Below are 25,365 nucleotides of genomic sequence, written 5' to 3' on the forward strand. Positions count from 1 at the left end.
GCGTCATCAAAACATTCTGCGGTTTGGGAACCCTTTGCGCTCAAGGCGATTGATAGGGATCAGGACATTTAGTCGCCCCGCGGAGCACACAGTTTGATGACGCCCAAGATCGCCATTATCGGTTCAGGTCCGACCGGCATATACACATTGAAGGGCCTGGCCCTCGCCCGCACACCGACAGATATAACGGTTTTCGAGGCAGAAGGCGATCCGGGCAAGGGTACGCCCTATCATCCCGACATCAACGATCCCGCGATGCTGGCCAATATCGCCAGTATCGAGTTTCCGCCAATCTGCGAGCCACTGGTCGCATGGCTTGTGCGTCAGGATGACGACACTCTCGCCCGCCTTCGCGTTCGACGAGACGCCATCGACGAGCGCGAGTTCTATCCGCGTGTCGTGCTGGGCGAATATATGAAGGCGCAGTTCGAGCAGCTTTGCCGGATCGCCGTCGAGAATGGCCACTCGATCACAGTGCGACCGCATAACCGTGTCCTCGACATCGCGCTACAGCCGGACGGCATCCGGCTCACGGTTGAAGAGGCCGGCGGATCAGAGCACCTCGACTTCGCCTTTGAGCATGTGGTGATGGCAACAGGCCACAACTGGCCTGAGAACACCGAAATCAAACCTGGCTATTTTGTTTCTCCCTGGCCCGCTGCAGCGCTGAAGGGCATACACAACTGTCCGGTCGCGATCCTTGGCACCTCTTTGAGTGGTATCGATGCGCTTATGACGGTCGCCACAGCCCATGGCACATTCTATCTCGATGCCGCTGGTCAGTTGCAATATCAGCCGGCCCCCGACACCGAGGATTTCCACGCCACGATGATGTCGCGCAAGGGGCTGCTGCCCGAAGCAGATTTCTATTGCGAAGTGCCCTATCTGCCACCGGTCTATTGCACGGAAGAGGCCATCGACGCGTCAATTGCGGCCGGAGCCACTGGTCTGCTGGACCGCGTCTTTGCCCTTTTCAAAGAGGAACTCAGCCACGCGGATCCGGACTATGCGGCGCGGATCGGACTATCGCAGCTGACCATCGAGACGCTGGCGCCCGCCTATTTTGCCGATCGCGCAGAGGTCGATCCGTTTGCATGGGCCGGTCGCAACCTGATGGAAGCCGAGCAGAACAAGACGCAGAAATACACTGTGCCTTGGCGTTACTCGATTTTGCGCATGCATGAGATTATTGCCCGCGCGGTACCCCATCTCAACGAAGACGATCTGAAGCGCTTTCACCGTTACTTCAAAACCGTGTTCGTCGATAATTATGCCACCGTCCCGCATGCGTCGATCCAGCGGCTTCTGGCGCTTCACCGGGCCAACAAGCTTGAGATCGCAGCCCTGGGCGATGAATACGATATCCGCACCGACGGGGTCAAAACAGGTGTCGTGATCTCTCATCATGGCGAGGACCATGCATATGGCGCCTTTATCGACGCCACAGGTCAAAGCTCCCTGTCGGCCCGCGACCTTCCTTTTCCGACATTGGTTGCGCAAGGCGGCGTGCGCGAATCGGCAACCGCCAAAGCTGTCACCTGGCTGGACGTGGAAGCAGATGTGGAGATTGTGCGAACCGGCGGTATCGATCTGGACGACAAATTTCGACCCTTGCAAACGGGCAATCTGAGCAACAGGCTTTATTGTGCCGCCATCTCATTTCTGCTGCACAAGCTTCCCTTCGTTCAGGGCATCACCAGCGCGCGCGATATCGGTGAGGTGGTGGCTGCAGCCATCATAGAAGACGTCGATGCGACTGAGGCGCCTATGCTTCAGGCCTCGGCGTAGACGTCGAGGCCGACGGACAAGGTCGCGGCATTCTGTACGGCGCAATAGATACCGAGATTGCGCCGGTTATAGCGCAAGATGTGGCGCAACACCTCCGGCTGCTCGGCAATGCCGGGCTGGGCGATCATTGTCATGCCACATCGCTTGGCAGGTTCCGTGACTTTCAGCACCGTGTCACCGATGTGGAGCGTCCGGCCGATCCAGTCATTTTCGATAAAGCCGCCCACCTCCGGTGTCTCAACCAGAATGGTGGGGCGAAAGCGCCGTTGATCCAGTTCTGCAAAAGCACCGATATCCGCCAGTTGCCTGAGCGATGCCGTGGTGACGATATGGATATCGCTCACATCATAGCGGTTGGAAACCACGGGCAACTGCCGGTCCAGAGGTTCGTCGGTTGCTTCATAAGAGCCGATATTGACGGAGAAGCCGAAATATCCAGACAGCGCATCCGGCAGGGCCGGGTCATTAAGCCTCATGGCCGTTTCGCCCGGTAGCCCAATGCAAACATGTCCCGTCTCATCATGTCCGCAGGTGAGAAACAGGGCCGGGCGCCAACGCGGTTCGCGCTCCGGGGAAGCAGCAAGACCGGTCTCGGCATCGAAAAGCGCAAAACACCGGTCACCGATGATACCGCCCGGCTGTGCATCCAGCGCCTGGCACAGCTCGCCTGGCAGCGAGCTTACGGGGTAGCGCCACAGTTCCAGAATACGGCCGATGCTTTTCATGAAATTCCTGCGCAGTTTGAAGCGATGAGGTGAGCATAGACCCAAGTGCTTGAAGCGCGGAAGGGTTCCCTCAATACAGACGAAAAAGGCCGCCCCGAGGGACGGCCTTTTCAAGATAATGTTTGTCCGAAGATTACTCGGCGTCGGCTTCGTCAGCCTTCTTCTTCTTCGGAGCAGCCTTTTTCTTCGGGGCCGCCTTTTCGTCGCCTTCAGCGGCTTCCGCCTTGGGCTCAGCCTTTTTCTTCGGAGCAGCCTTTTTCTTGGCTGGCTTGTCGTCGCCTTCATCCTCGTCTTCGGCTGTCAGCTCTTCCTTGGTGACAGTCTTGTCGGTGACGGAGACTTCGCTCAGCAGGTGATCGACGACCTTTTCTTCAAAGATCGGAGCGCGCAGCGATGCCGATGCGCCGGGGGTGTTGCGGAAGAAATCGAGGATTTCCTTCTGCTGGCCCGGGAACTGCTGCAGCTGCGCGTAGAGGGCACGCTGCATTTCGTCTTCGGTGACTTCAACGCCGGCCTTCTCGCCGATTTCGGAGAGAACGAGGCCCAGACGAACGCGACGCTCTGCGAGCTTGCGATATTCGTCGCGTGCTTCTTCTTCGGTCGTGTCTTCGTCTGCGAAGGTCTTGCCCGACTGGGCAAGATCGGTGTTGATCTGACGCCAGATATTTTCGAATTCGGCATCAACCAGCTTCGACGGGGTGTCGAACTGATACATCTCGTCGAGCTGGTCGAGAACCTGACGCTTGACCTTCTGACGTGTGATGTTGCCGTACTGGCTTTCGATCTGGCCGCGAACAACTTCCTTCAGCTTTTCCAGCGATTCGAGGCCGAGATTGGTGGCCAGCTCGTCGTTCAGTTCAAGCGCTGCAGGGGCTGCCACTTCCTTGACGGTGATGTCGAAGGTTGCTTCCTTGCCGGCCAGATTGGCAGCAGGATATTCAGCCGGGAAGTTGACGGTGATGACCTTTTCGTCACCGGCCTTCAGACCAACCAGCTGCTCTTCAAAGCCCGGGATGAAACGGTTCGAGCCGATGACCAGCTCTGCGTCTTCGTCCTTGCCGCCGTCGAAGGCTACGCCGTCGACCTTGCCGAGGTAATCCATGGTGACGCGGTCGCCGTCGGCGGCCTTGCCCTTCTTGGTCTCGTAGGAGCGGGCGTTTTCAGCGATCTTTTCGATCTGCTCGTTGACTTCGTCTTCGGAGACTTCAACGACTTCGCGGGTGACCTTGATCTTGTCGACGGGCTTCAGCTCGATCGGCGGGATCACTTCATAGGCAACCGTGAATTCGAGATCGGCCTGACCGTCGAGAATCTTGTTGGCTTCTGCCTCGTCCTCAGTCATCGCGATTTCCGGCTGGGTAGCGGACTTTTCGCCACGCTCGGAAATGATGGAGGTCGGCTTGTCGCGAACGATCTCGTTGACCAGTTCAGCCATGATGGATTTGCCGTACATCTTCTTGATGTGCGAAACCGGCACCTTGCCCGGGCGGAAGCCGTTGATCCGGACCTTGTCCTTCACATCAGCCAGACGCTCGTTCATCTGCTGTTCCATGTCCTTGGCCGGAATTACGACCTTGATTTCGCGCTTCAGCCCTTCAGCGAGCGTTTCGATAACCTGCATGTTCCTACCTTCATGTCGTGGCGACCGTGCCCGGACTACCATGTTGTTCTTAGAGCACGGAGCCGGAAACTGTTTCCCGGACGTGGCGATGCACATTCCAAAGCCATACGGCCAAAAGCCCATTGCCCCAGGAAGCCAATGCCGTAAACGGCGCGAACAGCATCGACTTCTTTCGAAGACCGATCGTCCTACGCTGTCTGGCATCCTTGGTGCGGGTAGAGAGACTTGAACTCCCACGCCTTGCGGCACCAGAACCTAAATCTGGCGTGTCTACCAATTTCACCATACCCGCGTCTCAAGACCGCATGCCACCGCATGCGCAAGGCCCCCTTCGGAGCGCGCGTCTCTATATCACCCGTTTTCGTGTGCGCAAAGGAAAAATGAAAAGGTTCAACCGGCATTTCACGAAAGGTCCGGCGGTATCAGCCGTATTCAGTACAGGGGCTCGTCATAGATAGCGGTGCCGTCCAGCATCAAGCTGCGGATCTGGGCCACGCCGGAGGCAGACACGCGCACGACAACAGAAACGCGTTGTTCGTTGCGCGCCTCTTCGATTGCCAGCCCCTCGCCTTCCGGCACATAGAATCGTTCAATGCCGTAATCGAGACGATAATCACCGTAGGCCTCGGCTGGATCGCGTCGATCAAAAGCCTGACTGCGGATGATCGCACTGCCTTCTTTCGAACGCAGAGGCTCGAAGGAGGCTTCCGCTGCCTGCCAGTATCCATCATCGGCGGGCTTTAAGCGCACCCAGACGGAGCCCCAGCCGCTCTTGCCCTCGTCGGCGCTCAGCAACTCCAACGGTATCCTGCCAATGTCGTAGCTCAAGATCACGTAGTCCCCGCGCATCAGGTCGCGGGGATCGACGGGCGCTGTGCGCAACAGCACCTCAGTGCCGTTGCGCAGGATCGATGCACGGCTTTCGATCTGGAATGCGATGAAACCGGTCATCAGAGTGGCCACCACAAGGGCAGACAATAATGCGCGGCGTGCAGGGCTTGCGAGAGAAAGCGGCATCCTCATGGTCGTGCCCCTCTCCGTTCCGCCGCGCGGGCCGAAAACAGCTTCTCCAATCTTATGGCAATGAAAGCGAGCGCGGCGACCACGAAGCCGGAGATAAAGAAGAAGCCGGATGTTTCGAGCATCGAATCGATCGTTTCATAGGAGAGGTAGAGAATTTCGGCAGAGAAACAGGCATAGGCGAGCGCACGGACTGCGCCATTGTCCCGGCCCGACACCACCAAGGCCAACACTGCAACGCCCAGGGTCACGACCGCCAGAACAACACTCGCCAGGCCGTCTCCATCGAAATCAACATGCAGAAAGAGAAGGCCCAACATGCAGGCGGCGAGACTATAGAATGGCAATGCGGGTCCGATCCTGGCCGCAATAGGTGACAGTGGCGAAGCTCTCAGCGTGGCAGCCAGAAAAAGCAGCAGCGCCACCAGAGCAATTGTCAGGGCGGTGCCCTCCCCGCCATCTGCGACGTAGCACCAGAAGAGAAGTGCCAGCACCAGCAGATAGACAAAATGCTGCACATGGATTGCTTTCGTCCAGGCGATCAGTGCCGAGAGCAGCATGGCCGACAGGACCAGTATGCCAGCATATCCCGCAGACCAGTTGAAATTACTCTGGTCGATCACTGCGACCAGAATAGACCAGAGCAGAACACCGGCCATGGTCGTCAGGGCTATAGAGCGGAACAGCGCGGCCGAGAGCATCGTCATGGCAAACCATAACAAGGCTGCCTGCACAGCATCGCCCGACAGGTGATATAATTGACCGACCAGCGCAATCGCACCGCCGAAACTGGCGGCGCCGAGCACAAGCAGCGCGCCGGCAAGGCGGACAAAGCCACGGGCGACGGCGAGTGCTGCTCCCAGGTGAAAGATCCAGATCATCGCCAGAACGGCAACGATCCGCGCAAGACGGGGTATCGTTTCCCAATTGGCAGCAATGACCATTGCGATCGAGGCCGACAACAAAACCGCCGCCAGCATGGTGAGCACCGTGCCAATACTGAAGGCTGACTTGCGCGCATCATACTCGGCCAGCATCGCCTCAGCTGCGTCAGTCCGGATGATGCCCTGGCTCGCCCAGAGATCGAGATCCCGTTTCAGTCTACCACGATACATCTCCGCCCCCCCGGCACTGGCACTTGTCACAAGACACCGCATTTTAGTGAAGGCGGCGCGTAAAAGACAAGCATCAGAGAACCGTATGAAGAGGCCATGCTAAATGTGCATGGCTTCCATGAAATTATTGCACTGCACAAGTGATGCGAACTGGGCTACATTCAAAATCAACAAGGGTCGGGAACGAAGATGTTCACCGAATATCTGATCCAGACCCAGAATTTCGCGTTGGCACTCCTCCTCCCAAAGGCCATCGCGATACGGTCGGCAGCACTCCTCCTCCCAGTTGCTGACCACCTCAAATGACGCCCACCGGATCTCCTCCCCCGGTGGGCGTTATTGTTTCAAGCTTATCCCCGCTCTCCTTCACATTCCGTCCGCAGCGCAGGAGCCAAGCCAAGGCTCACTACGGCATCTTTTCGTCTCTGAAATGCTCAATTTTGAGGCGAACGACACGCAAGACACGCGCCGCTATGCAGATGACGCATGGGTGATCTACGGGATTAGCGCTTTTATTTTTCGCAGCGCAACATACATTAGTCCCATCAGATTGAAGCGCACGCAACGAGGGCGATGCGCACAACTCAAAAGAGGTACATCATGAACTTTGCACGCTCGCTCAACAATTGGCGCAAGTATCGTCAGACCGTCACAGAACTTGGCCGCATGTCCGACCGCGAACTTCGCGACCTCGGTATTGGCCGTGGCGAAATCAACCGCGTTGCCCGTGACGCCGTTCGCGGCTGATCAGCGGACTTCCCGGCCCCACCCATCGGGTGCAAGCCGATCAAAAAGCCTCCCTTCCGGGAGGCTTTTTTTGTGCCTTGCGTTAAGCAGCCTCAGCAGAATGTCATGAGGCCATTTTTTACCCACCAACCCTAAGTCGCCTGTTTATTGCGCAAGCGCCTGCACAAATGCATGGCAGTCGCTCAAAAATTGCACTGCACAATTTATTTGTAGGGGTGTATTACAGCGCTCAAGGCTGGAGCACAAAGAAACAGCCCAGCCACCAGAAAATCAAAAGTCTATCGAGGAAACACCCATGAACCCTGTACGTATCGCTAAGCATTGGCTCTCTTACCGCCGCACCATGTCAGAACTGAGCAACCTGTCCAACCACGCTCTGTCGGATATCGGTATCACCCGCTACGACATTCGCAATATCGCGAGCCGTTCTTACCGCTAAGACCACCGCGCTGCGGCACCGCCTGCGACCCAGCCCATCCTTGTTCAAGGTATGGCGCGAGCCGAAGATGACGAGGCAACGCAGATGGTCACAGAGCTGGAACCCGGCCTGGAAAACATCCAAAACGGCACCCTTGAGGTGCCGTTTTTCGTTTGAGGAGAAACCAGTCATTCCGCCTGGATCTCGCTCCCCCTCCGTCGCTTGCAAAAAATGCCGATCGTGCCTGTCTTTGTCGTGACGTGACTGACACTTTTCCGCGACATGCACGAGATGACATGTTATGGCAGCCGCCATGCAAAACACTGAATATTCCCCCATTCACGTCATTGGCGGCGGACTTGCCGGCTCGGAAGCCGCATGGCAGATCGCGCGCGCGGGCGTGCCGGTCATTCTTCATGAAATGCGTGGCGTACGCGGCACGGATGCACACAAGACAGATACGCTGGCAGAGCTTGTCTGCTCAAACTCCTTCCGCTCGGATGATGCGACTTCCAACGCTGTGGGCGTTATTCATGCGGAGATGCGGCTTGCCAATTCGCTGATCATGGCTTGCGCTGACAGGCATCAGGTACCGGCCGGCGGCGCGCTTGCCGTAGACCGCGACGGTTTTGCTCTGGCTGTGCAAAAAGAAATCGAAGCCGAACCGCTGATTACGGTGGTGCGCGAAGAAGTACCGGTCTTGCCGCCGGAAGACTGGGACCAGGCGATTATCGCAACCGGTCCACTGACCTCTCCCGATCTGGCTGAAGCGATCCGGGCCAAGACCGGCGAGGAGGCACTCGCCTTCTTTGACGCCATCGCGCCGATCGTTCACCGCGACAGTATCGACATGGATATATGCTGGTATCAGTCACGCTACGACAAGGTGGGACCGGGCGGCACGGGCAAGGACTATATCAACTGCCCAATGGATGAGGCGCAGTATAATGCCTTCATCGATGCTCTGATCGAAGCCGATACAGTCGGTTTTCACGAATGGGAAGGCACCCCCTATTTCGACGGTTGCCTGCCGATCGAGATCATGGCGGCGCGCGGTCGCGAGACGTTGCGTCACGGCCCGATGAAGCCCATGGGGCTCACCAATGCGCATAACCCGACCGTCAAGGCCTATGCAGTCGTGCAGCTGCGGCAGGACAATGCGCTGGGCACGCTCTACAACATGGTCGGCTTCCAGACGAAGATGCGCTACGGCGCACAAAGCGAAATCCTCAAGATGATCCCCGGCTTGCAGAATGCCGAATTTGCACGGCTCGGCGGTCTGCATCGCAACACCTATATCAACTCTCCGATCCTGCTCGACACATCGCTGCAGCTGAAGGGACGACCCGGCCTGAGATTTGCGGGCCAGATCACGGGCTGCGAAGGCTATGTCGAGAGTGCATCGATCGGGCTTCTTGCGGGACGATTCGCAGCGGCTGAGCGAAAAGGTGAAGCGCCCAGCCTGCCACCGGTGACAACGGCGCTTGGCGCGCTTCTCAACCACATCACCGGCGGGCATCTCGTCAGCGATGAGGAGCCGGGCAAACGGTCTTTCCAGCCGATGAATGTCAATTTCGGACTGTTCCCCGAGCTGGAGCCGGGTTCGATCGTCAAGCCGGAAGGGGTCAAGCGCTTCCGTGGCAAGGACAAGACGATCATGAAGAAGCAATTGATGGCGGAACGTGCGCTGAAGACCTGCCAGGAATGGCTGAGTCAGACCGCCTCATGAAAGCGATAAAGAGCGCGGCTGTCACTCAGACGCGCTCATTCACCTGAAGGCATTCGCTGCTCAGCCGGCAGATTTTTCCACCGGCTTGATGTCGGCAGCCGTCGTATAGTTGCCCAGCATCCACAGCGAGACTTCTGCCGCTTCTTCGGCAGAGGAGAAGACAAACTCATCATTGAAAGCAGGCGCATCGCGAAACTCGATGGCAAAGCCGTTTCGATTGCTGGTCGGCTGAACGCGCACGGAACCCGGTTCAATCACGCGACAGGCATAATGGTTGCCCATATTGCGCATGATACCGGCCTTGTTGTCATGCAGGCGCACGAAAACGACTTTTCGATCGGCCGTTGTCCTTAGCGTGCGAATGGCTTCCGCGGGAAATGCGCGCCCGAATTCGACAATCGCCAGACCTGCATCGCCAAAATCATCGCCCGTGTCTCGCTTGGCCATGCGTGTCGACCAATAGGCAAACATGACGACGCAGCCAATGATCAATGTCCAAGTGAAGTAAGTCAAATTCAGCCCCCAGATCTGCCGGCGGAGCCGGCTTGCCTGCGCTTGTTACCGCGCGAGGCTTGCGCGAATTTTACCCTCCAGACAAGCATACCAAAAGGCAGGCAGCAGGAGAGTCTCTCAGCTGTACAATGGCTATATTAAACCGAACAGGGCGCGAGGAACAGCGCAGCTACTCAGATACTGCGTGTGGTGCTGGCCTTGAACATACGCCACTGACGGCGCCACTGGCTTGGTCGCAGATCTCGGGAAAAGACGCCAATGCCTGCGCGGCGCGCGGACTTCAACACGGGCTCGGCGAGGCAGGCCGTCAGAAATGCCGGCATCAAGGATGCCGGAATGCGCCCGGCGCGCCGTGCCTTCTGCAAATGCTCGAAGCCCAGGCCCGCGAAGGCATCAATTGACGCGGCAATTCTTGCTCCGTCGATGCCGGCCAGGAAACCATCGCGGTCAAGGCCGGTCGCCGACAGGATATCCAGCGGAATGAAGATCTGGCCACGTGCGCGCTGTCTAGGCATGAGCAGCATCTGACCGGCGACGGACTGGGCAATCCCGGCATGGCCTGCTATTTCCGCGCATCCGGCAGCCTGCGTCGGATCGAGTATGACGGCGGCGAGCTGGATGAGAGCAGAGGCGGTCTCTCCTGCATAGCCTTCAAACATCGACCGGCTTTCCATGGCGTCATCATAGAGGTCGAACAGACGTGCCTCGACCATGGCCCGCAACGGCTCGATAGGCAGTCGATAGGTTTCGACAGTATTCAACAGACCGGCGGCAATCGGATTGGCTTCCGTGGAGCCATGGGCACCGCCACTCAGAAGGTCTCGCCAATATTGCAGGCGGATCTCACCGGGCAAAGGCTCGTGCACCAGGTCGCGGATGCGGGCAAGCTCTGCATTGAAGGCATAAAGCGCCGCGAGCGCGCCGCGCTTTTCCTTTGGCGACAAGAGACATGCGAGATAGCGATCACGATCGATATCGCGCAGGATATCGAGGCAGAGCGTTTCTGTGTCTATCGGCGAATCGGCCAAGGTGCCGCCCCGATCAAACGGCGATCAGCGCAGCCGCAACGGCACGCTGTTCCGCCAACATGACATTATAGGTGCGAACGGCCGCGCCCGTGTTCATCGGATCGGACGAGATACCGGCCTGGCGAAAGGCGGCTTTGAGATCCGCCGGGATCGGGCGCATCTGCTTGCCTGTGCCAAGGAGCAGAAACTCGATGTCTCCGGCCTCATCGAGTACCCGCTGAAAACTCTCGATTGTCAGCGGATCGCCTTCTTCGACCGACCACCCATAGATGCCCGATGGCACCATCAGCAGCGACCCCCGATGCGACATGTCGGCGAAGCGGAAACCGCCATCGCCATAGGCATCGATCTGGGAGCTGCCGGGGAAATGCGCATCACGAATGACGATTCCCTGTGCCATGGCCTCAAACCTGCGCGCCGTCGGCGCGCACATTCTTCTTGTTTTCTTCTGCTTCCTGCATGCTTTCCGGGCGCAGCTTGAAGGCGATCAGGACAGGTGCGGCGATATAGATCGACGAAAATGTACCGACGGCAACACCGAACAGCATGGCGAAGGTGAACGAACGGATGACTTCACCGCCGAAGAAGTAGAGCGCCGCCAATGCCAGCATTGTCGTGACAGCCGTCAGAACGGTACGCGACAATGTCTGGTTGATCGAACTGTCGATCACCACGTCGAGCGGCATCTTCTTGTAGCGCCTGAGGTTTTCACGCATTCGGTCATAGACAACCACGGTATCGTTGAGCGAGTAACCGACGATGGTCAGCACCGCTGCAATACTGGTGAGGTTGAACTCGACCCCCGTCAGCACGAACAAACCGATGGTCAAGATCACGTCATGCAGTGTGGCGATGATCGCGCCCAGGGCGAACTGCCACTCGAAGCGGAACCAGATGTAGATGAGGATGGCCGCCAGCGACGCCAGCACGCCCCACGTCGCCGACTGGGTCAGTTCGCCGGACACCACAGGTCCGACCACTTCGACGCGGCGGAACTCATATTGACTTTCCAGCGCGCCGCGAACCTTTGCGATTGCGGACTGCTCCGCATTGGCGCCGCCGTCCTGCGACTGAATGCGGACGAGGACGCTTTGCGGGTCTCCGAAGCCCTGGGCCTGGATTTCGCCAAGGTTGAGATCACTCAGGCTGTTTCGGATGTCGGCGAGATTGGCATTGCCCTGCTTCGACTTGAGCTCGATCATCGAGCCGCCCTTGAAGTCGATACCGAGATTCATGCCGACTGTTGTGAAGGCGATCACCGAGGCGATCGAAAGAGCCGCCGAGATGATGAACGTATAGCGACGGAAGCCCATGAAGGCGATCTGCGTGCCATCGAAGATACCGGTGCGAACACCCTTCGGCATCGTCTTTGGACGGGTACGTCGCACCCATTCGGCAAACATCCAGCGCGTCAACGTAAAGGCTGTAAATACGGTGGTCATGATACCGACGGCCAGCGTGACGGAGAAGCCGCGCACGGGGCCGGAGCCGAGGAAGAACAGGACAACGGCTGCAATCAGCGTCGTCAGGTTGGCATCCACGATGGTGGAAAAGGCTTTCTGGAAGCCAACGTCAATTGCCTGAACCAAAGGCCTGCCATTGCGGTGTTCTTCGCGTATGCGCTCATAGATCAGAACGTTGGAGTCGACCGCCATACCGATGGTCAGCACGATACCGGCGATCCCCGGCAAGGTCAGCGTCGATCCGAGAATACTCAAGACCGCGAGGATCATCACCACGTTGGCCACGAGAGCGATCACAGCGATCACACCGAAGAAGCCGTAGAAACCGATCATGAAGACGACGACGAGTGCGGCACCGATGATACCGGCAATGATGCCCGCACGAATCGAGTCTGCACCGAGGCTTGGACCGACCGTACGTTCTTCGACGACAGTCAGCGTTGCCGGAAGCGCACCGGCACGCAAGAGCACAGCAAGGTCATTGGCCCCTTGGACCGTGAAATTACCCGAAATCTGACCGGAGCCACCGACGATAGGCTCGCGGATCACAGGCGCTGAAATGACCTGATCGTCGAGAATGATCGCGAAAGGCTTGCCGACATTCTGCTGCGTTGCCTGGGCGAAACGCTGCGCGCCGCGGCTGTCGAAGCGGAAGGTCACGACCGGTTCGTTGTTCTGCTGGTTGAAGCTCGCCTGGGCGTCCACGAGGTTTTCACCTGAGACGACGACGCGCTTTTCGATCAGATAGGGAACTGCGGGATCATCCGTCGAATACATGACTTCGGACGATGCCGGCGGACGACCGGTGATTGCCTCCTGCACAGGCATGGACAGATCGACCATCTGGAATGTCAGCTTGGCGGTCTGGTTCAGCAGGGACTTGAGGCGTTGAGGATCCTGAAGACCGGGAACCTGAACGATGATGCGGTCTTCGCCCTGACGCTGGATGACCGGCTCGGTCGTACCCAGTTCGTCGACACGACGGCGAACGACTTCAATGGACTGTGTGAGCGCCGAAGACAGGCGGTAGGCAATGCCGGCATCCGTGAGGTCCAGCTTCAGGAGACCGCCCTCGCCTTCCGTCAACGTGACTTCATTCACCGAGCCACCGGTCAGGCCACCGACAGAGACCGGCTCCGTCAGAGGAGCCAAGGCATCCTTGGCGGCCTGCAACTGGCTGGTATCGCTGATGCGAACCTGAATCGACTGCCCCGTTCCCGACAACCCGCTGTAGCGGATGCCCGCCTCGCGCAGATTGTTGCGAACATCCCCAACGGTTGCCTCAAGGCGTTCCTTGACGATATCGGAACGCTCGATCTTGAGCATGATGTGGGAGCCACCCTGAAGGTCGAGACCCAGCGTTATCTTGCCAGTCGGCAGGAAGGACGGGAACCGGTCCAGTTCCTCGTTGCTGAACAGGTTGGGTGCAGCGACGAGGATGCTCCCAAGAACGGTGAGCCAGATCAGAATCGTCTTCCAGCGCGAGAAATACAGCATGAAACTCTCGAATTCAGGGGTTATTGGCAGGCAAAGCGGGCGCTAGATGCGCCCGTTGAAGTAATCAGGATGCGGCGTCAGCCTTGACCGGTTCGCCCTTGACGCGCACTTCCGCGATATAGCTACGAACAGCGCGGATACGCACGCCATCTGCGATCTCGACTTCGAGCTCGTTATCGTCGATCACCTTGGTGACCTTGCCGGAAATACCGCCGCCCAGAACAACCTGATCACCACGACGAATGGCCGTCAGTGTTTCCTGGCGCTTCTTCATCTGCTGGCGCTGCGGGCGGATCAGGAAGAAATACCAAACCACCATCAAAGGCGCGAACAGGAAAAGCATCTCAAGGCCGGACGAACCGAAACCGGTGGCGGCGCCTGCGTCTTGCGCAAATGCTGGTGTAAAGAACATACGAAAACTCCCTAAAACGAACTGGATCACAACCTGCGATCGCCCTGCCACTGCAGGCCGCCGGAATATAGTGGCGAGCCGTGTGAATGCAACAAAAACAGCCGCAAAGCGTACCGATTTTCCGCCTCATACCCTTTCGAGCTGCAAAAGGCCATGCTAACCGCCGGTAAAATAACTTTGACGCATCAATATGCCGCTGAAATCAGCCGATGGAGCAAGCAAGATGTCCGACACGAACGACACCAGCACGGTGCTACTTGCGGAAGTCACAAGGCTTGCCGACGCCATCGAACGACTGGCCGGCCCTGCCCCGGCGACCAATGACTGGACTGCTGCAGACTGTTTTGTGTGGTCGCCGGAGCGCGCTTATCTGCAACCGGTCCCGAAACCCAACCGGGTGGCGCTGACACTTATTCGCGGCGTGGATCATGTTCGCGACATCCTGCACGACAATACCGAACGCTTTGCCGGCGGCTATCCGGCAAACAACGTTCTGTTGTGGGGCGCGCGCGGCATGGGCAAGTCCTCATTGGTGAAAGCCGTCCACGCAGACCTGCTTCAGGCTGGTCACGACACATTGAAGCTCATCGAGGTCCATCGCGAGGATATTGCCTCGCTGCCAAAATTGATGGACGTGCTGAAGGCGGCCCCCTACCGCATCATACTGTTTTGCGATGATCTGTCGTTCGATCATGATGACACGGCCTATAAGTCGCTGAAGGCGGCACTCGATGGCGGTATCGAGGGGCGTCCGGACAATGTGCTGTTCTACGCCACCTCCAATCGTCGTCATCTGCTACCGCGTCATATGATGGAAAACGAACAGTCGACGGCGATCAACCCGTCCGAGGCGGTTGAGGAAAAGGTGTCGCTGTCTGACCGCTTCGGTCTTTGGCTGGGATTCCACCAGTGCAATCAGGACGACTATCTGTCGATGATTGACGGTTACGCGGAGCATTTCGCGCTGTCGCTCGACCGCGATGCGATGCATCGGGAGGCGCTGACCTGGGCGACAACGCGCGGTGCTAGATCCGGTCGCGTGGCCTGGCAATATATTCAGGACCTCGCCGGACGCGAGCGGGTTCGCCTCAACAAGGATTAACGCGCAACGAAAAAAGCCCGGTTTCCCGGGCTTTTCTCATTGTATTCCTTGAGACGCAAAACCTTAGTCAAGGAAAGTCATTGGGTCGACAGGCGTCGCATCCTTGCGCACTTCAAAGTGCAGGAGCGGACGTTCGGCGCTGCCGCTCATGCCGGACAGAGCAAGCTGCTGACCGCGCTGCACTTTTTGTCCGCGATTGACGGAGAGCGTGTCAGCGTGGCCATAGACCGTGACAGTTCCGTCGTTGTGACGAACCAGCACCGTGTTGCCGAGCTCCTTCAGGCCATTGCCGGCATAGATGACCACGCCGTTTTCGGCAGCCTTGACCGGCGTGCCCGAAGGTACGGAAATGTCGATGCCGTCATTGCGCTTGCCGCCTGCATTCTGACCGAAGCGCGACACCACCGCACCGGTGACCGGCCAGCGATACTTGCCAATGCCGGTTTCTTCTGGCGCCTTGTCCTTGGTGTCGATGGCTGCGACCTGCTTTACCGTCTGTGATGGCGGCGTGTAAGAGGCTGGCTCCGAAGCTTTGACGATCTTGACCGGCTTGGTTGGCACCGATGCCGTCTTGACCTCGGGTGCAGGCGCTGAAGCCTGGACTGGCGCTGCGCCTGGGACCTTCAAGTTCTGACCGATACGAATATTGGAATTCGTCAGGCCGTTTGCCTGCTTCAGCGCATCGACAGACACGCCATTGGCACTTGCGATCTTGCCGAGCGAATCACCGGGTTGCACCTTGTAGGTTCCAGCCGTGCGATCATTGCCACCTGCGGAGGATTTGGACGGAACCGGCTGCGCCAAGGCCTGCTGCTTTTCACGCGTCTGCGCAGAGGTTGGCAGGACAGCGACATTGTCTTCCGGCTGACGACGCGGCGCAGGGGCTGGCAGCTTCGTCGGGAAGTTGGCGGGCTGTGCCGCATTGCGCGCGGAACTGCTCGGCGTGGAACCGGTCACGATCGCATCTTCTGGAACGATCGGCTGGGACTTCGGTTTGGACGCCGGCGCAGACGGGAACGGCTGAGCCATTGCCGTTTCCCGGCTCTGGGTCTGACGTGCTGCAGGAGCTGACGGCGCTGCCAGTTCGGCGCGCTCCACAGTCGATGGCTGTGTCGCCATGCGTGCCGGCGAGGCCGAACCACTGGCATCGTAGCGGGCGGGTGCCGACGGATAAGGCTGAGACATTGCCTGCTGACGGTTGGAATAGTCCGGTGTCGAATTCGACTGAGCATAGCCGCCAGAGGAGGCAACATCAGCCGAGGGCACCGGGACGCCGCCGTTCAGGCCCGTGATGTTTCGATTTCCGATGGAGGCGGTCGTCAATGTGTCCTCGTTGAACACAGAGCTAAATCGTGTCGCATCCGAACTACAGCCGGTGGCGACACTCGCCAGGAGCGCTGCTCCTACGAAGCGGGCAACAGGCAGTCGAGATTTCGACAAGACACTCATACGCATGACTCGTATCCATAATTTTACGCAACTTGACATGCTGATTATTAAACCGCGTTAGTGTTACTGCGCGGTTAACCGTGTCGAATCCGAGTGAACTATTTTAGAGAATCGAGCTCGTATCCAAGCGATTTCGGACCCAGGTCGCGCCTCAGAGAGCCTGCGCGATGCGCTGCTCCAAAGGCAGATAGGGTGCCGGGAACAGGTCTTCCCGCTCGAAGCGGCTGCCTGTCTTTGTCAACCGCATGATCATGCAGTTTTCTTCCGATACCATGACCGGAACCACGACCACGCCGCCGGACACCAGCTGGTCGGCGAGGAAGCGCGGGAAGTTCGGGAATGCCGCAGTGGCGATAATCCTGTCGAATGTCCCCTCGCCCGGCATCCCGATCGTGCCATCGGCCTGGCGGAAGGCGACATTGCGCAAGCCAAGGGCGTCGCAGCGTTGTTGGGCGGCCGTGATCAGCGTGCGGTAACGCTCAAGGGACAGCACCCGTTCTGCAATGCGCCCGAGAACGGCGGTCATGAAGCCGCTACCGCTGCCGATTTCCAGAACGCGCTGACCCGGTTTGACATTCAGCGCATGCAGCATGCGCACTGCCAGATCGGCGCCCTCCATGTAGGCACCGCAGTCGATCGGGATCGTTCGGCTGGAATAGGCCTGCTCTGAAAATTGCGAGGGCACGAATTTGGAGCGGGGCGTCTGCTCCACGGCTGTCAGGAGATCAAGATCGGCAATACCTTCCGCGCGCAAACGCAGAACAAGAGCGGCGAAGCCTTCCTTCTCGATCATGCCTGTCTTCAAATGCCGCCCCCGAAACCAAGCGCCCGCGCCACGGCATTCTGCGCTGCATAATCTGTCATGTCCAGCTTCAGCGGCGTCACTGAAATCTTGTCAGACTTGATCGCCTGAACGTCGGTTCCCTCGGGAAAACGCTCACCGCGATTGCCGAAGCGCAGCCAATAGTAAGGCAGACCGCGGCCATCAGCGCGTTCTTCCACCTCGAGGCCGAAATCGAGTTTGCCCTGCTGGGTCACCTCGACGCCTTGCACATCCGACGGCGCGCAACGCGGGAAATTGACGTTGAGAAATGTGCCGGGCGGCAGCTCGGCCTTGATCAGCTGAGACAAGAGATCCGGGCCCAGCGTTTCGGCCACGTCCCAGGGAATATCGAGACCGGATTTGGCATAGTCGAACAGCTGGCTGAAAGCGATCGAGCGCACCCCCTGAAGCGTGCCCTCGATTGCGCCGGCGACCGTGCCGGAATAGGTGACGTCGTCTGCGATATTGCCACCGGCATTGACACCGGAAAGGACCAGATCCGGCTTGCCATCCATGACTTCGCGAATGGCCATGATGACACAATCGGTCGGCGTGCCACGCAAGGCAAAGTGCTTGTCCGACATCTTGCGCAGCCTGAGCGGCTCCGAAAGGGTCAGAGAATGGGCAAGCCCGCTCTGGTCCGTTTCAGGGGCCACAACCCAGACGTCATCGGACAAGGTGCGCGCGATGCGCTCCAGAACGGCGAGGCCTTCGGCATGAAAGCCATCGTCATTGGTCAGAAGAATGCGCATTGGTCTCACGCTGCCTTTTCGATACGGGTCAGGCCGCCCATATAAGGCAACAGCGCGTCCGGAACGGTGATCGAACCATCTTCGTTCAGATAGTTTTCCATCACCGCGATCAGGCAACGACCGACGGCGGTTCCCGAACCATTCAGCGTGTGAACGAATGTCGTCGCCTTCTCGTCCCTGGCGCGATAGCGCGCATTCATGCGGCGACCCTGGAAATCACCACAGACCGAGCAAGACGAAATTTCTCGATAGGTCTTCTGCCCGGGAAGCCAGACTTCCAGGTCATAGGTCTTGCGTGCGCCAAAGCCCATATCGCCGGCACACAAGGTCATGGTGCGGAAATGAAGGCCAAGACGCTTCAACACTTCTTCGGCGCAGGCGGTCATGCGTTCATGCTCGGCGAGCGAGCTGTCGGCATCGGTGATCGAGACCAGCTCGCATTTCCAGAACTGATGCTGGCGCAGCATGCCGCGCGTGTCGCGACCGGCCGATCCTGCTTCCGAACGGAAAGACGGGGTGAGCGCAGTGAACCTGAGGGGCAATTTTTCCTGCTCGAGAATTTCGCCCGAAACGAGATTGGTCAGCGTGACTTCCGCAGTCGGGATCAGCCAACGGCCATCGGTGGTCTTGAACAGATCTTCAGCGAATTTCGGAAGCTGGCCTGTGCCAAACATTGCCTCATCCCGCACCATCAGCGGCGACGACACTTCCGTATAGCCATGCTCGGTGGTGTGGAGATCAATCATGAACTGACCGAGTGCGCGCTCAAGCCTTGCAAGCGGTCCGGTCAGAACAGTGAAACGCGAGCCGGACAGTTTGGCGGCGCGTTCAAAGTCCATGTAGCCGAGCGCTTCGCCGATTTCATAATGCTCTTTCGGCGCATGGTTCCAGCCGGGCTTCTGGCCGACAGTATGTTTGACCACATTGTCGTTCTCGTCCATGCCGTCGGGAACTTCATCGAGCGGGATATTGGGAATGCGCGACAGGGCGTCGGTCAGTTCTGCAGAGACCTGACGCTCCTCTTCCTCAGCCGCCGGCATGGTGTCCTTGATCAGGGCCACTTCGGCCTTCAACTTCTCGGCCAGCTCCATGTTCTTCTGGCCCATGGCCGCGCCGATCTCCTTGGAGGCGGCATTGCGGCGGGACTGCATCTCCTGGAGCGACTGCACCACAGAGCGACGCTTCTCATCGAGTGCGATCAACTTTGCAGCCATTGGCTCTGCGCTGCGCTTGGCAAGCGCTGCATCTAGTGCCTCGGGATTTTCTCGGATCCATTTAATATCAAGCATCTGCCATTCCAGGTCGTTGGTCGATCAAAACGCGACTAGCCTGGCGAGCGTTGCCAAAACGACATCCGAGGCCAGACGGCCTCGGATAACGCAAACGAAGACGAATGGAAAGCCTTACGTCTCTTCTGTTTCCGCCGGAACCGCAGCGTCGTCAGTTTCGGCGGCTGCCGCTTCCGCACGACGGCGTTCGACCATGCGTGCCGCGTAGATCGAAATCTCGTAGAGCAGGATGGTGGGCAGGGCCAGACCGATCTGCGAGACCGGGTCAGGCGGCGTCAAAACAGCAGCCACGACAAAGGCGACGACGATGGCGTATTTGCGCTTGTCGGCCAGCCATTTGCTGTCGATGATGCCGACCCGGGCCAGAAGCGTGGTGATGACCGGAAGCTGGAAAACCAGCCCGAAGGAGAAGACCAGCGTCATGATGAGGCTGAGATATTCCGACACCTTCGGCATCAGCGAAATGGCCACTTCGCCCTCGCCCGGCGCCTGCTGCATGGCCAGGAAGAACCACATGACCATGGGCGTGAAGAAGAAATAGACCAGTGCTCCGCCCAGCAGGAACAGGATCGGCGACGCGATCAGGAACGGCAGGAATGCCTGGCGTTCGTTCTTGTAGAGGCCTGGCGCCACGAATTTGTAGATCTGGGACGCAATGACGGGAAAGGCGATGACCAGAGCGCCAAACATCGACACCTTCAGCTGGGTGAAGAAGAATTCCTGCGGCGCCGTGTAGATCAATTCGCTCTTGGTGATATCGAGCCCTGCCCAGATGACCGCCCATTTGTAAGGCACCACCAGCAGGTTGAAGAGATCCTTGGCGAAGGCGAAGCAGATAATGAAGGCCACAAAGAACGCCGCAAGCGACCACATCAGGCGGCGACGCAGTTCGATCAGATGTTCGAGAAGCGGCTGGGGCTGGTCGTCAGTATCGCCGCTCATGCGGAATCCTTCTTGGCACGAGATGCCGGCTTACGGGTCGAAGCGGCGGGTTTCGCTGCCACTTTCTGTTCAGAGGCTGCGGTCTTTGGTGCAGCTGGCTTTTTCGCGGGTTTCTTTGCAACAGCTGCGCTGGACGGCTTTGCGTCAACGCCCTTTGCCGCAGGCGCAGATTTCACGGCCGTCTTCCGTGCCGGTGCTGCAGGTTTTGCTTTCGCGGATGAACTTGCAACTTTATCTGCTGAAGCCGGCTTTGACGCCGCCTTTGTCGTCTTTGCAGATTTTGGCGACGAGGCTGTTTTCTTTGCCTTCGTGTCCGGTGGAACGTCGGCCTTGCCGGGAATTGGATCCGGTAGCGTTGCCGGTGCCGCATCCTTGAACATGCCAGTATCGATCGGAGGCAAGGGCGACGACATTTCCGGCATCGGGGTCGACTTCTTTTCATCGACCGCAGCCGATGACTTGGCCGAATCAGGCGTCGCCGCCTTCTTCAGATCCGCCTTGATCTCCTCGCCCATCTTGCGCAACGGATTAACCGCGTCCCGCATCGCATTGGCCGGATTGAGGCTACGCACATCGCTTATGGTCTTGCGCACGTCATCGAGTTCAGACTCACGCAGGGCTTCATCGAACTGGTGGCGAAATTCCCCAGCAGTCTTGCGCAGACGTGATGTCATCTTGCCGAATGCTCTCAGCATCGGCGGCAGGTCTTTCGGCCCGACCACGACGATGAGGATCACCGCGACGACGAAAAGTTCGGTCCAGCCTATGTCAAGCATCTAGTCATGCTCCTGAGGCAGCGGCCATAATGCCGCCGCCGGAACTCGCGCAAGCGAGATTTGCGTTACTTGGTCTCGTCGGCCTTGTGGTCGACAGTCTTGGCTGGCTCTTCCGGGGTATCCTCATCGGACATGCCCTTCTTGAAGCTCTTGATGCCCTTGGCGACATCGCCCATCAGTTCCGGGATCTTGCCACGACCGAACAACAACAGCACGATCGCGAGAACGATCAGCCAATGCCACATACTAAAAGAACCCATTTACTCCAGCTCCTAATTTTTTGTTTCACCCCGATGTAAGGGGTTTATTATGGTTTTTCAAACACCAAAATATCGCTTTGGTTTATGTTGACAGTGATATCGCGCAAACCGGGCGGCAATTGATCGGCACGGATGCGTGCGCGTAGCGGCTTCTCGCCACCTGGAATGGCAATATTGAGCAGTTCGACGACGCCCAGAAAACGTCTGGACAGAATGCGTGCCGGGATTGCCCCGCCCTCCTGCGACACTTTGACATCCGACAGCCTGACGGCAATCGACACATTGCGCCCACTGGATATGTCCGGGGCCGGCAATATGCCGAGAGGTGTGACCACCGAACCATTTTCAACCACGCCGGAAAACTCGTTGATCTCGGAGAAGAAGGCGGCAGCGAATAGATCGCGCGGCCGGCGATAAAGATCATCCGATGTGCCGACCTGCACCAACTGGCCATCCCGCAGGAGTGCGATACGGTCTGCCATCCGCATCGCCTCTTCCGCGTCATGGGTCACAACGATTGCAGTCGCCCGTGTCTCACGCAATACATCGAGCGTGTCGGCGCGGATTGTATCCTTCAGCCTTGAATCGAGACCGGAAAAGGGCTCGTCCATCAACAGCACGCCCGGACGGGGCGCGAGCGCGCGAGCAAGGGCCACGCGCTGTTGTTCGCCACCCGACAGAGAGTGTGGATATTTCTGTGCGTAATGGGCAAGACCGACGCGCTCCAGCGATGCCATGGCCTCGTTGATCGCATCCTTGCGCGGCATGGCCGTCAGGCCGAAGCGGACATTGTCGAGTATCGACATATGCGGAAACAGCGCGAAGTCCTGAAACATCAGCCCGATGCCGCGCTTTTCTGGCGGCAGGAAGACGGATGGGCCGGCCACTTCCCGATCATTGATCGTCAGACGTCCGGATGTCTGCGCCTCAATGCCAGCAGCAATGCGCAACAGCGTGGTTTTGCCAGAGCCCGACGGTCCGAGCAAGCAAAGCACCTCGCCCGGCTCCGCCGTCAGCGACACACCGCGAATGGTTTCCTTGCCGAAATAGCTGTGATGAATATCTTCAAAGGAAAGACGCGCCGCAAAGGTTACACCTGCAGTCCGCCGTGCGCTCATCGCCGTTTCCGGCTTGGTTCCACTCTGCACAGCCATCATCTACCCAGAACTTCGGATCACTCCAGAAAGGTTCGGTCATTTGACCAATGCCCTTTACACAAACATGATCCTATTCGTCCGGTTCACCTCCGGGAGTCAAGAGGCCGAGCTCTTCAAGTTCCAGCTGGCTGATCGGATCTTCATCTTCCGTCAGTTCATCATCCATGGAGGGCAGCGGTATGTTGAAGTTCTGCGGGATGCGCCCTGACAGCATTCCGGCCGCCTTCAATTCTTCCATGCCAGGCAGGTCGCGCAGTTCTTCCAGACCGAAATGATCGAGAAAATCGCGAGTGGTACCGATGGTGACAGGGCGACCGGGTGTCCGCCGCCTGCCACGGAAACGGACCCAGCCCGCCTCCATCAGCACATCAAGCGTGCCCTTGGACGTCTGGACACCACGGACCTCTTCGATTTCCGCACGGGTGACCGGCTGGTGATAGGCGATGATCGCCAACACCTCCAAGGCCGCGCGCGACAGTTTGCGGACCTCGGTTTCATCCTTGCGGATGGCAAAGGATAGGTCGGCTGCGGTGCGGAAAGCCCAATGATCTCCAACCTGAACAAGGTTGACGCCGCGCGGTGCGTAGTCTTCCTTCAGGCTCTGCATCAAGGAGCTAATGTCGACACCCTCTGGCAGCCGCTCGGCAATGAAGCCCTCGCTCACGGGTTCGGCTGAGGCAAACACCAGTGCCTCGGCCACACGGACGGCCTCGCGCATGGCGGCCGGGTCTATCGGAGGAGCCTCAGACACCTGCTCGTCCTCGACCACGATGTCGTGAATGTCCTCGTCCTCGATCACCGGCTGAATTCCTATTCCATGATGGCGGGCACTGCATGAGCGCCTGCACGCATGTAGATCGGTTCGAATGCGCCCTCCTGGCGGATCTCCATCTTGCCTTCGCGGACCAATTCCAGAGACGCGGCAAAGGCGCTGGCAATCGCCGTAACACGCTCTTCGGGTTTTGTCAGATAGCGCAGGAGAAACTGGTCGAGCGCTGTCCAGTCCTTGATCTCACCGACCATGCGCGACAGGATTGCACGGGCATCCGACAAGGACCAGACGGTGCGCCTTGCAATCGTCACCTGGGTGGTCGACTGGCGCTGGCGCAGCGACGCATAGGCTGTCAGCAGATCGTAGAGCGAAGCATCAAAGGCAGATTCCACGCGATCCGGCATGTGTTCCGGTGCGCCGCGCGCAAACACGTCCCGGCCCAGTCGATTGCGGTTGATGAGGCGCGTAGCCGACTCGCGCATGGCCTCAAGCCGTTTCAACCGGAACGCCAGAACCGCTGCCATCTCCTCGCCGGAGGGGCCATCATCTTTCGATTGTTGCGGGATCAGCAGGCGTGACTTCAGATATGCAAGCCATGCCGCCATCACCAGATAGTCAGCCGCAAGCTCCAGCCGAATGCGGCGCGCGCTGTCGATGAAAAGGAGATACTGCTCGGCGAGCGCCAGAACGGACATACGCGACAGGTCCACCTTCTGGCCACGGGCCAGATGCAGCAGAAGGTCGAGCGGGCCTTCAAAGCCCGCAACGTCGATCACCAGCGCCGGCTCGGTTACCCCGCGATCGGCGTTCACGTCGCTCCACAGCTGCTCCATGGGCGCCGGCTTGCGTGCGCTCCCATTGGCAGGTTTCACGCCCTGCGCATCCGTGGAACCCGACGTAGTCGACATCAGCTATAGGCTCCCATTCCGTCGAACTCCGCGCGGATGACAGACTCTTCGGCACCGTCATCCTGGCCAAACGCTGCCTCTACGGCCTTCGTGCGGCGTAACGCTTCACCCGCAAGTGGCCCCACTTCTGCAACGACTGCCCTCATTTCATCCATAACACCGTTGCAATGCAAGGTGATGTCGCAGCCATTGGTGGCGATCGCCCGGGCACGCTCGCCCAATGTGCCCTTCAGAGCGTTCATCGAGGCATCGTCAGAGATCAGCAAGCCATTGAAGCCGATCGAACCGCGAATGACCTCGTCGATCACCTTGCGCGAGATCGTGGCCGGTCGATCCGGATCGATCGCCGAATAGACCACATGGGCACTCATCGCCATCAACGAATCGGCCATATCGCGGAATGGCGGGAAGTCATGCGCTTCCAGTTCACCAAGCGACGTCGACACAACAGGCAATTCGTGATGGCTGTCGGCCATACCCCGTCCGTGACCGGGAATATGTTTCATGACCGGAAGCACACCGCCCGCCGTCAATCCATCTGCTGCGGCCCGGCCCATGGCGCTGACCGTATCCGGATCGAAGCCATAGGCGCGATTGCCGATGACATTGCTTGCGCCTTCCACCGGCACGTCGAGCACCGGAAGACAATCGACATTGATGCCGAAGCTCTTCATATCGAAGGCATGCAGGCGCGACATCAGCCAGGCAGCGCGCAGCCCCTGCCCGGCATTGCGCTTGTAGATCTCGCCAAGCACGGCTGCAGACGGATAACGCGGCAAGAGGGGTTCGCGGATACGCTGGACGCGACCACCCTCCTGGTCGATCAGAACCGGTGCATCCGGGCGGCCAACGGCATCACGCATAGAGGCAACCAGATCACAGATCTGTTCGCGCTCGGACAGGTTTCGTGCAAAGACGATGAAGCCCCAGGGACGCTCACCGGCAAACAAGGCTTTTTCTTCTGCTGTCAGTTGAAGCCCGCTGACGCCCAGGATCATTGCTTTTGATTCGCTCATGGCCTGACCATACGGAGCTTCTGGCCAAAGCCGAAGTGAGTCG

At 58.6% G+C, this 25,365-nt stretch carries 25 protein-coding genes and 1 tRNA gene; 5 read left to right on the forward strand and 21 right to left on the reverse strand.

Annotated features, from left to right (window positions below; translation table 11 throughout):
- Nucleotides 1-96: 96 nt before the first annotated feature.
- Nucleotides 97-1,788, forward strand: coding sequence for an FAD/NAD(P)-binding protein (locus ACWPM9_RS11670; protein WP_484755250.1), 1,692 nt, complete (start codon nucleotides 97-99; stop codon nucleotides 1,786-1,788).
- Here ACWPM9_RS11670 and ACWPM9_RS11675 read toward each other — a convergent pair.
- The 5 genes from ACWPM9_RS11675 to ACWPM9_RS11695 form a co-directional block, all read right to left on the reverse strand.
- On the reverse strand, nucleotides 1,773-2,513 hold the full coding sequence (locus ACWPM9_RS11675) for an MOSC domain-containing protein (RefSeq protein WP_484755251.1): 741 nt from the start codon (nucleotides 2,511-2,513) through the stop codon (nucleotides 1,773-1,775). The two genes, ACWPM9_RS11670 and ACWPM9_RS11675, sit on opposite strands and share 16 nt — an antisense overlap.
- A gap of 133 nt (nucleotides 2,514-2,646) precedes the next feature.
- The gene (tig, locus tag ACWPM9_RS11680) at nucleotides 2,647-4,134 is read right to left on the reverse strand and encodes a trigger factor (RefSeq protein WP_484755252.1); all 1,488 of its coding nucleotides are present in this window, start codon (nucleotides 4,132-4,134) and stop codon (nucleotides 2,647-2,649) included.
- Nucleotides 4,135-4,341: 207 nt separating this feature from the next.
- Nucleotides 4,342-4,426, reverse strand: a tRNA-Leu gene (locus ACWPM9_RS11685).
- A gap of 140 nt (nucleotides 4,427-4,566) precedes the next feature.
- A complete protein-coding gene (locus ACWPM9_RS11690; protein WP_484755253.1) occupies nucleotides 4,567-5,157 on the reverse strand; it encodes a GDYXXLXY domain-containing protein in 591 nt (196 codons plus the stop codon).
- Nucleotides 5,154-6,269, reverse strand: coding sequence for a DUF2157 domain-containing protein (locus ACWPM9_RS11695; RefSeq protein WP_484755254.1), 1,116 nt, complete (start codon nucleotides 6,267-6,269; stop codon nucleotides 5,154-5,156). Before ACWPM9_RS11695 ends, ACWPM9_RS11690 begins: the two co-directional genes overlap by 4 nt.
- A 600-nt stretch (nucleotides 6,270-6,869) precedes the next feature.
- Here ACWPM9_RS11695 and ACWPM9_RS11700 point away from each other — a divergent pair.
- The 3 genes from ACWPM9_RS11700 (at nucleotide 6,870) to trmFO (ending at nucleotide 9,163) form a co-directional block, all read left to right on the forward strand.
- Nucleotides 6,870-7,016, forward strand: a complete 147-nt coding sequence (locus ACWPM9_RS11700; RefSeq protein ID WP_484755255.1) for a DUF1127 domain-containing protein — start codon at nucleotides 6,870-6,872, stop codon at nucleotides 7,014-7,016.
- 295 nt (nucleotides 7,017-7,311) lie between these two features.
- Nucleotides 7,312-7,455 (forward strand): DUF1127 domain-containing protein, encoded by a 144-nt coding sequence (locus tag ACWPM9_RS11705; protein WP_428186553.1) that lies wholly within the window; start codon nucleotides 7,312-7,314, stop codon nucleotides 7,453-7,455.
- 280 nt (nucleotides 7,456-7,735) lie between these two features.
- Entirely contained in the window at nucleotides 7,736-9,163 is a 1,428-nt protein-coding gene (gene trmFO / locus ACWPM9_RS11710) for a methylenetetrahydrofolate--tRNA-(uracil(54)-C(5))-methyltransferase (FADH(2)-oxidizing) TrmFO (protein ID WP_428186552.1), read from the forward strand.
- 60 nt (nucleotides 9,164-9,223) lie between these two features.
- Here the strand turns inward: trmFO and ACWPM9_RS11715 are convergent, their stop codons facing one another.
- From ACWPM9_RS11715 to yajC, 5 genes are all read right to left on the reverse strand, one after another.
- On the reverse strand, nucleotides 9,224-9,676 hold the full coding sequence (locus ACWPM9_RS11715; RefSeq protein ID WP_484755256.1) for a hypothetical protein: 453 nt from the start codon (nucleotides 9,674-9,676) through the stop codon (nucleotides 9,224-9,226).
- 173 nt (nucleotides 9,677-9,849) lie between these two features.
- Nucleotides 9,850-10,704, reverse strand: a complete 855-nt coding sequence (locus ACWPM9_RS11720; RefSeq protein WP_484755257.1) for a phytoene/squalene synthase family protein — start codon at nucleotides 10,702-10,704, stop codon at nucleotides 9,850-9,852.
- 13 nt (nucleotides 10,705-10,717) lie between these two features.
- Nucleotides 10,718-11,104, reverse strand: coding sequence for an Mth938-like domain-containing protein (locus tag ACWPM9_RS11725; RefSeq protein ID WP_428186549.1), 387 nt, complete (start codon nucleotides 11,102-11,104; stop codon nucleotides 10,718-10,720).
- 4 nt (nucleotides 11,105-11,108) lie between these two features.
- On the reverse strand, nucleotides 11,109-13,664 hold the full coding sequence (gene secDF, locus ACWPM9_RS11730; RefSeq protein ID WP_484755258.1) for a protein translocase subunit SecDF: 2,556 nt from the start codon (nucleotides 13,662-13,664) through the stop codon (nucleotides 11,109-11,111).
- A 64-nt stretch (nucleotides 13,665-13,728) separates the two neighbouring features.
- Nucleotides 13,729-14,076 (reverse strand): preprotein translocase subunit YajC, encoded by a 348-nt coding sequence (gene yajC / locus ACWPM9_RS11735; RefSeq protein ID WP_428186547.1) that lies wholly within the window; start codon nucleotides 14,074-14,076, stop codon nucleotides 13,729-13,731.
- Between the two features lie 223 nt (nucleotides 14,077-14,299).
- On the opposite strand from yajC, the gene ACWPM9_RS11740 reads away from it, so the two are divergent.
- Complete coding sequence (locus tag ACWPM9_RS11740) at nucleotides 14,300-15,178, forward strand: ATP-binding protein (RefSeq protein WP_484755259.1); 879 nt, start codon at nucleotides 14,300-14,302, stop codon at nucleotides 15,176-15,178.
- A gap of 63 nt (nucleotides 15,179-15,241) precedes the next feature.
- On the opposite strand, the gene ACWPM9_RS11745 is transcribed toward ACWPM9_RS11740, so the two are convergent.
- The 11 genes from ACWPM9_RS11745 to nagZ form a co-directional block, all read right to left on the reverse strand.
- Nucleotides 15,242-16,633, reverse strand: coding sequence for a peptidoglycan DD-metalloendopeptidase family protein (locus ACWPM9_RS11745; RefSeq protein ID WP_484755260.1), 1,392 nt, complete (start codon nucleotides 16,631-16,633; stop codon nucleotides 15,242-15,244).
- Between the two features lie 145 nt (nucleotides 16,634-16,778).
- Nucleotides 16,779-17,432 (reverse strand): protein-L-isoaspartate(D-aspartate) O-methyltransferase, encoded by a 654-nt coding sequence (locus tag ACWPM9_RS11750; RefSeq protein WP_484755261.1) that lies wholly within the window; start codon nucleotides 17,430-17,432, stop codon nucleotides 16,779-16,781.
- On the reverse strand, nucleotides 17,429-18,202 hold the full coding sequence (gene surE / locus ACWPM9_RS11755; protein ID WP_428186543.1) for a 5'/3'-nucleotidase SurE: 774 nt from the start codon (nucleotides 18,200-18,202) through the stop codon (nucleotides 17,429-17,431). Before surE ends, ACWPM9_RS11750 begins: the two co-directional genes overlap by 4 nt.
- Nucleotides 18,203-18,207: 5 nt before the next feature.
- Nucleotides 18,208-19,491, reverse strand: a complete 1,284-nt coding sequence (gene serS / locus ACWPM9_RS11760; protein WP_484755262.1) for a serine--tRNA ligase — start codon at nucleotides 19,489-19,491, stop codon at nucleotides 18,208-18,210.
- Between the two features lie 114 nt (nucleotides 19,492-19,605).
- Nucleotides 19,606-20,433 (reverse strand): twin-arginine translocase subunit TatC, encoded by an 828-nt coding sequence (tatC, locus tag ACWPM9_RS11765; protein WP_428186541.1) that lies wholly within the window; start codon nucleotides 20,431-20,433, stop codon nucleotides 19,606-19,608.
- Nucleotides 20,430-21,209 (reverse strand): Sec-independent protein translocase protein TatB, encoded by a 780-nt coding sequence (gene tatB, locus ACWPM9_RS11770; protein WP_484755263.1) that lies wholly within the window; start codon nucleotides 21,207-21,209, stop codon nucleotides 20,430-20,432. Before tatB ends, tatC begins: the two co-directional genes overlap by 4 nt.
- 65 nt (nucleotides 21,210-21,274) lie before the next feature.
- On the reverse strand, nucleotides 21,275-21,469 hold the full coding sequence (locus ACWPM9_RS11775) for a twin-arginine translocase TatA/TatE family subunit (protein ID WP_428186539.1): 195 nt from the start codon (nucleotides 21,467-21,469) through the stop codon (nucleotides 21,275-21,277).
- A gap of 47 nt (nucleotides 21,470-21,516) precedes the next feature.
- Nucleotides 21,517-22,587 carry an ABC transporter ATP-binding protein gene (locus tag ACWPM9_RS11780; RefSeq protein WP_484755264.1) on the reverse strand — a complete coding sequence of 357 codons (1,071 nt, stop codon included), beginning with the start codon at nucleotides 22,585-22,587 and terminating at the stop codon, nucleotides 21,517-21,519.
- Between the two features lie 109 nt (nucleotides 22,588-22,696).
- The gene (scpB, locus tag ACWPM9_RS11785) at nucleotides 22,697-23,344 is read right to left on the reverse strand and encodes an SMC-Scp complex subunit ScpB (RefSeq protein ID WP_484757645.1); all 648 of its coding nucleotides are present in this window, start codon (nucleotides 23,342-23,344) and stop codon (nucleotides 22,697-22,699) included.
- 92 nt (nucleotides 23,345-23,436) lie between these two features.
- Entirely contained in the window at nucleotides 23,437-24,231 is a 795-nt protein-coding gene (locus ACWPM9_RS11790) for a segregation and condensation protein A (RefSeq protein WP_428186784.1), read from the reverse strand.
- Between the two features lie 74 nt (nucleotides 24,232-24,305).
- Nucleotides 24,306-25,322 (reverse strand): beta-N-acetylhexosaminidase, encoded by a 1,017-nt coding sequence (gene nagZ / locus ACWPM9_RS11795; RefSeq protein ID WP_428186537.1) that lies wholly within the window; start codon nucleotides 25,320-25,322, stop codon nucleotides 24,306-24,308.
- Nucleotides 25,323-25,365: the final 43 nt, after the last annotated feature.

Source organism: Agrobacterium sp. H141, assembly GCF_057158725.1.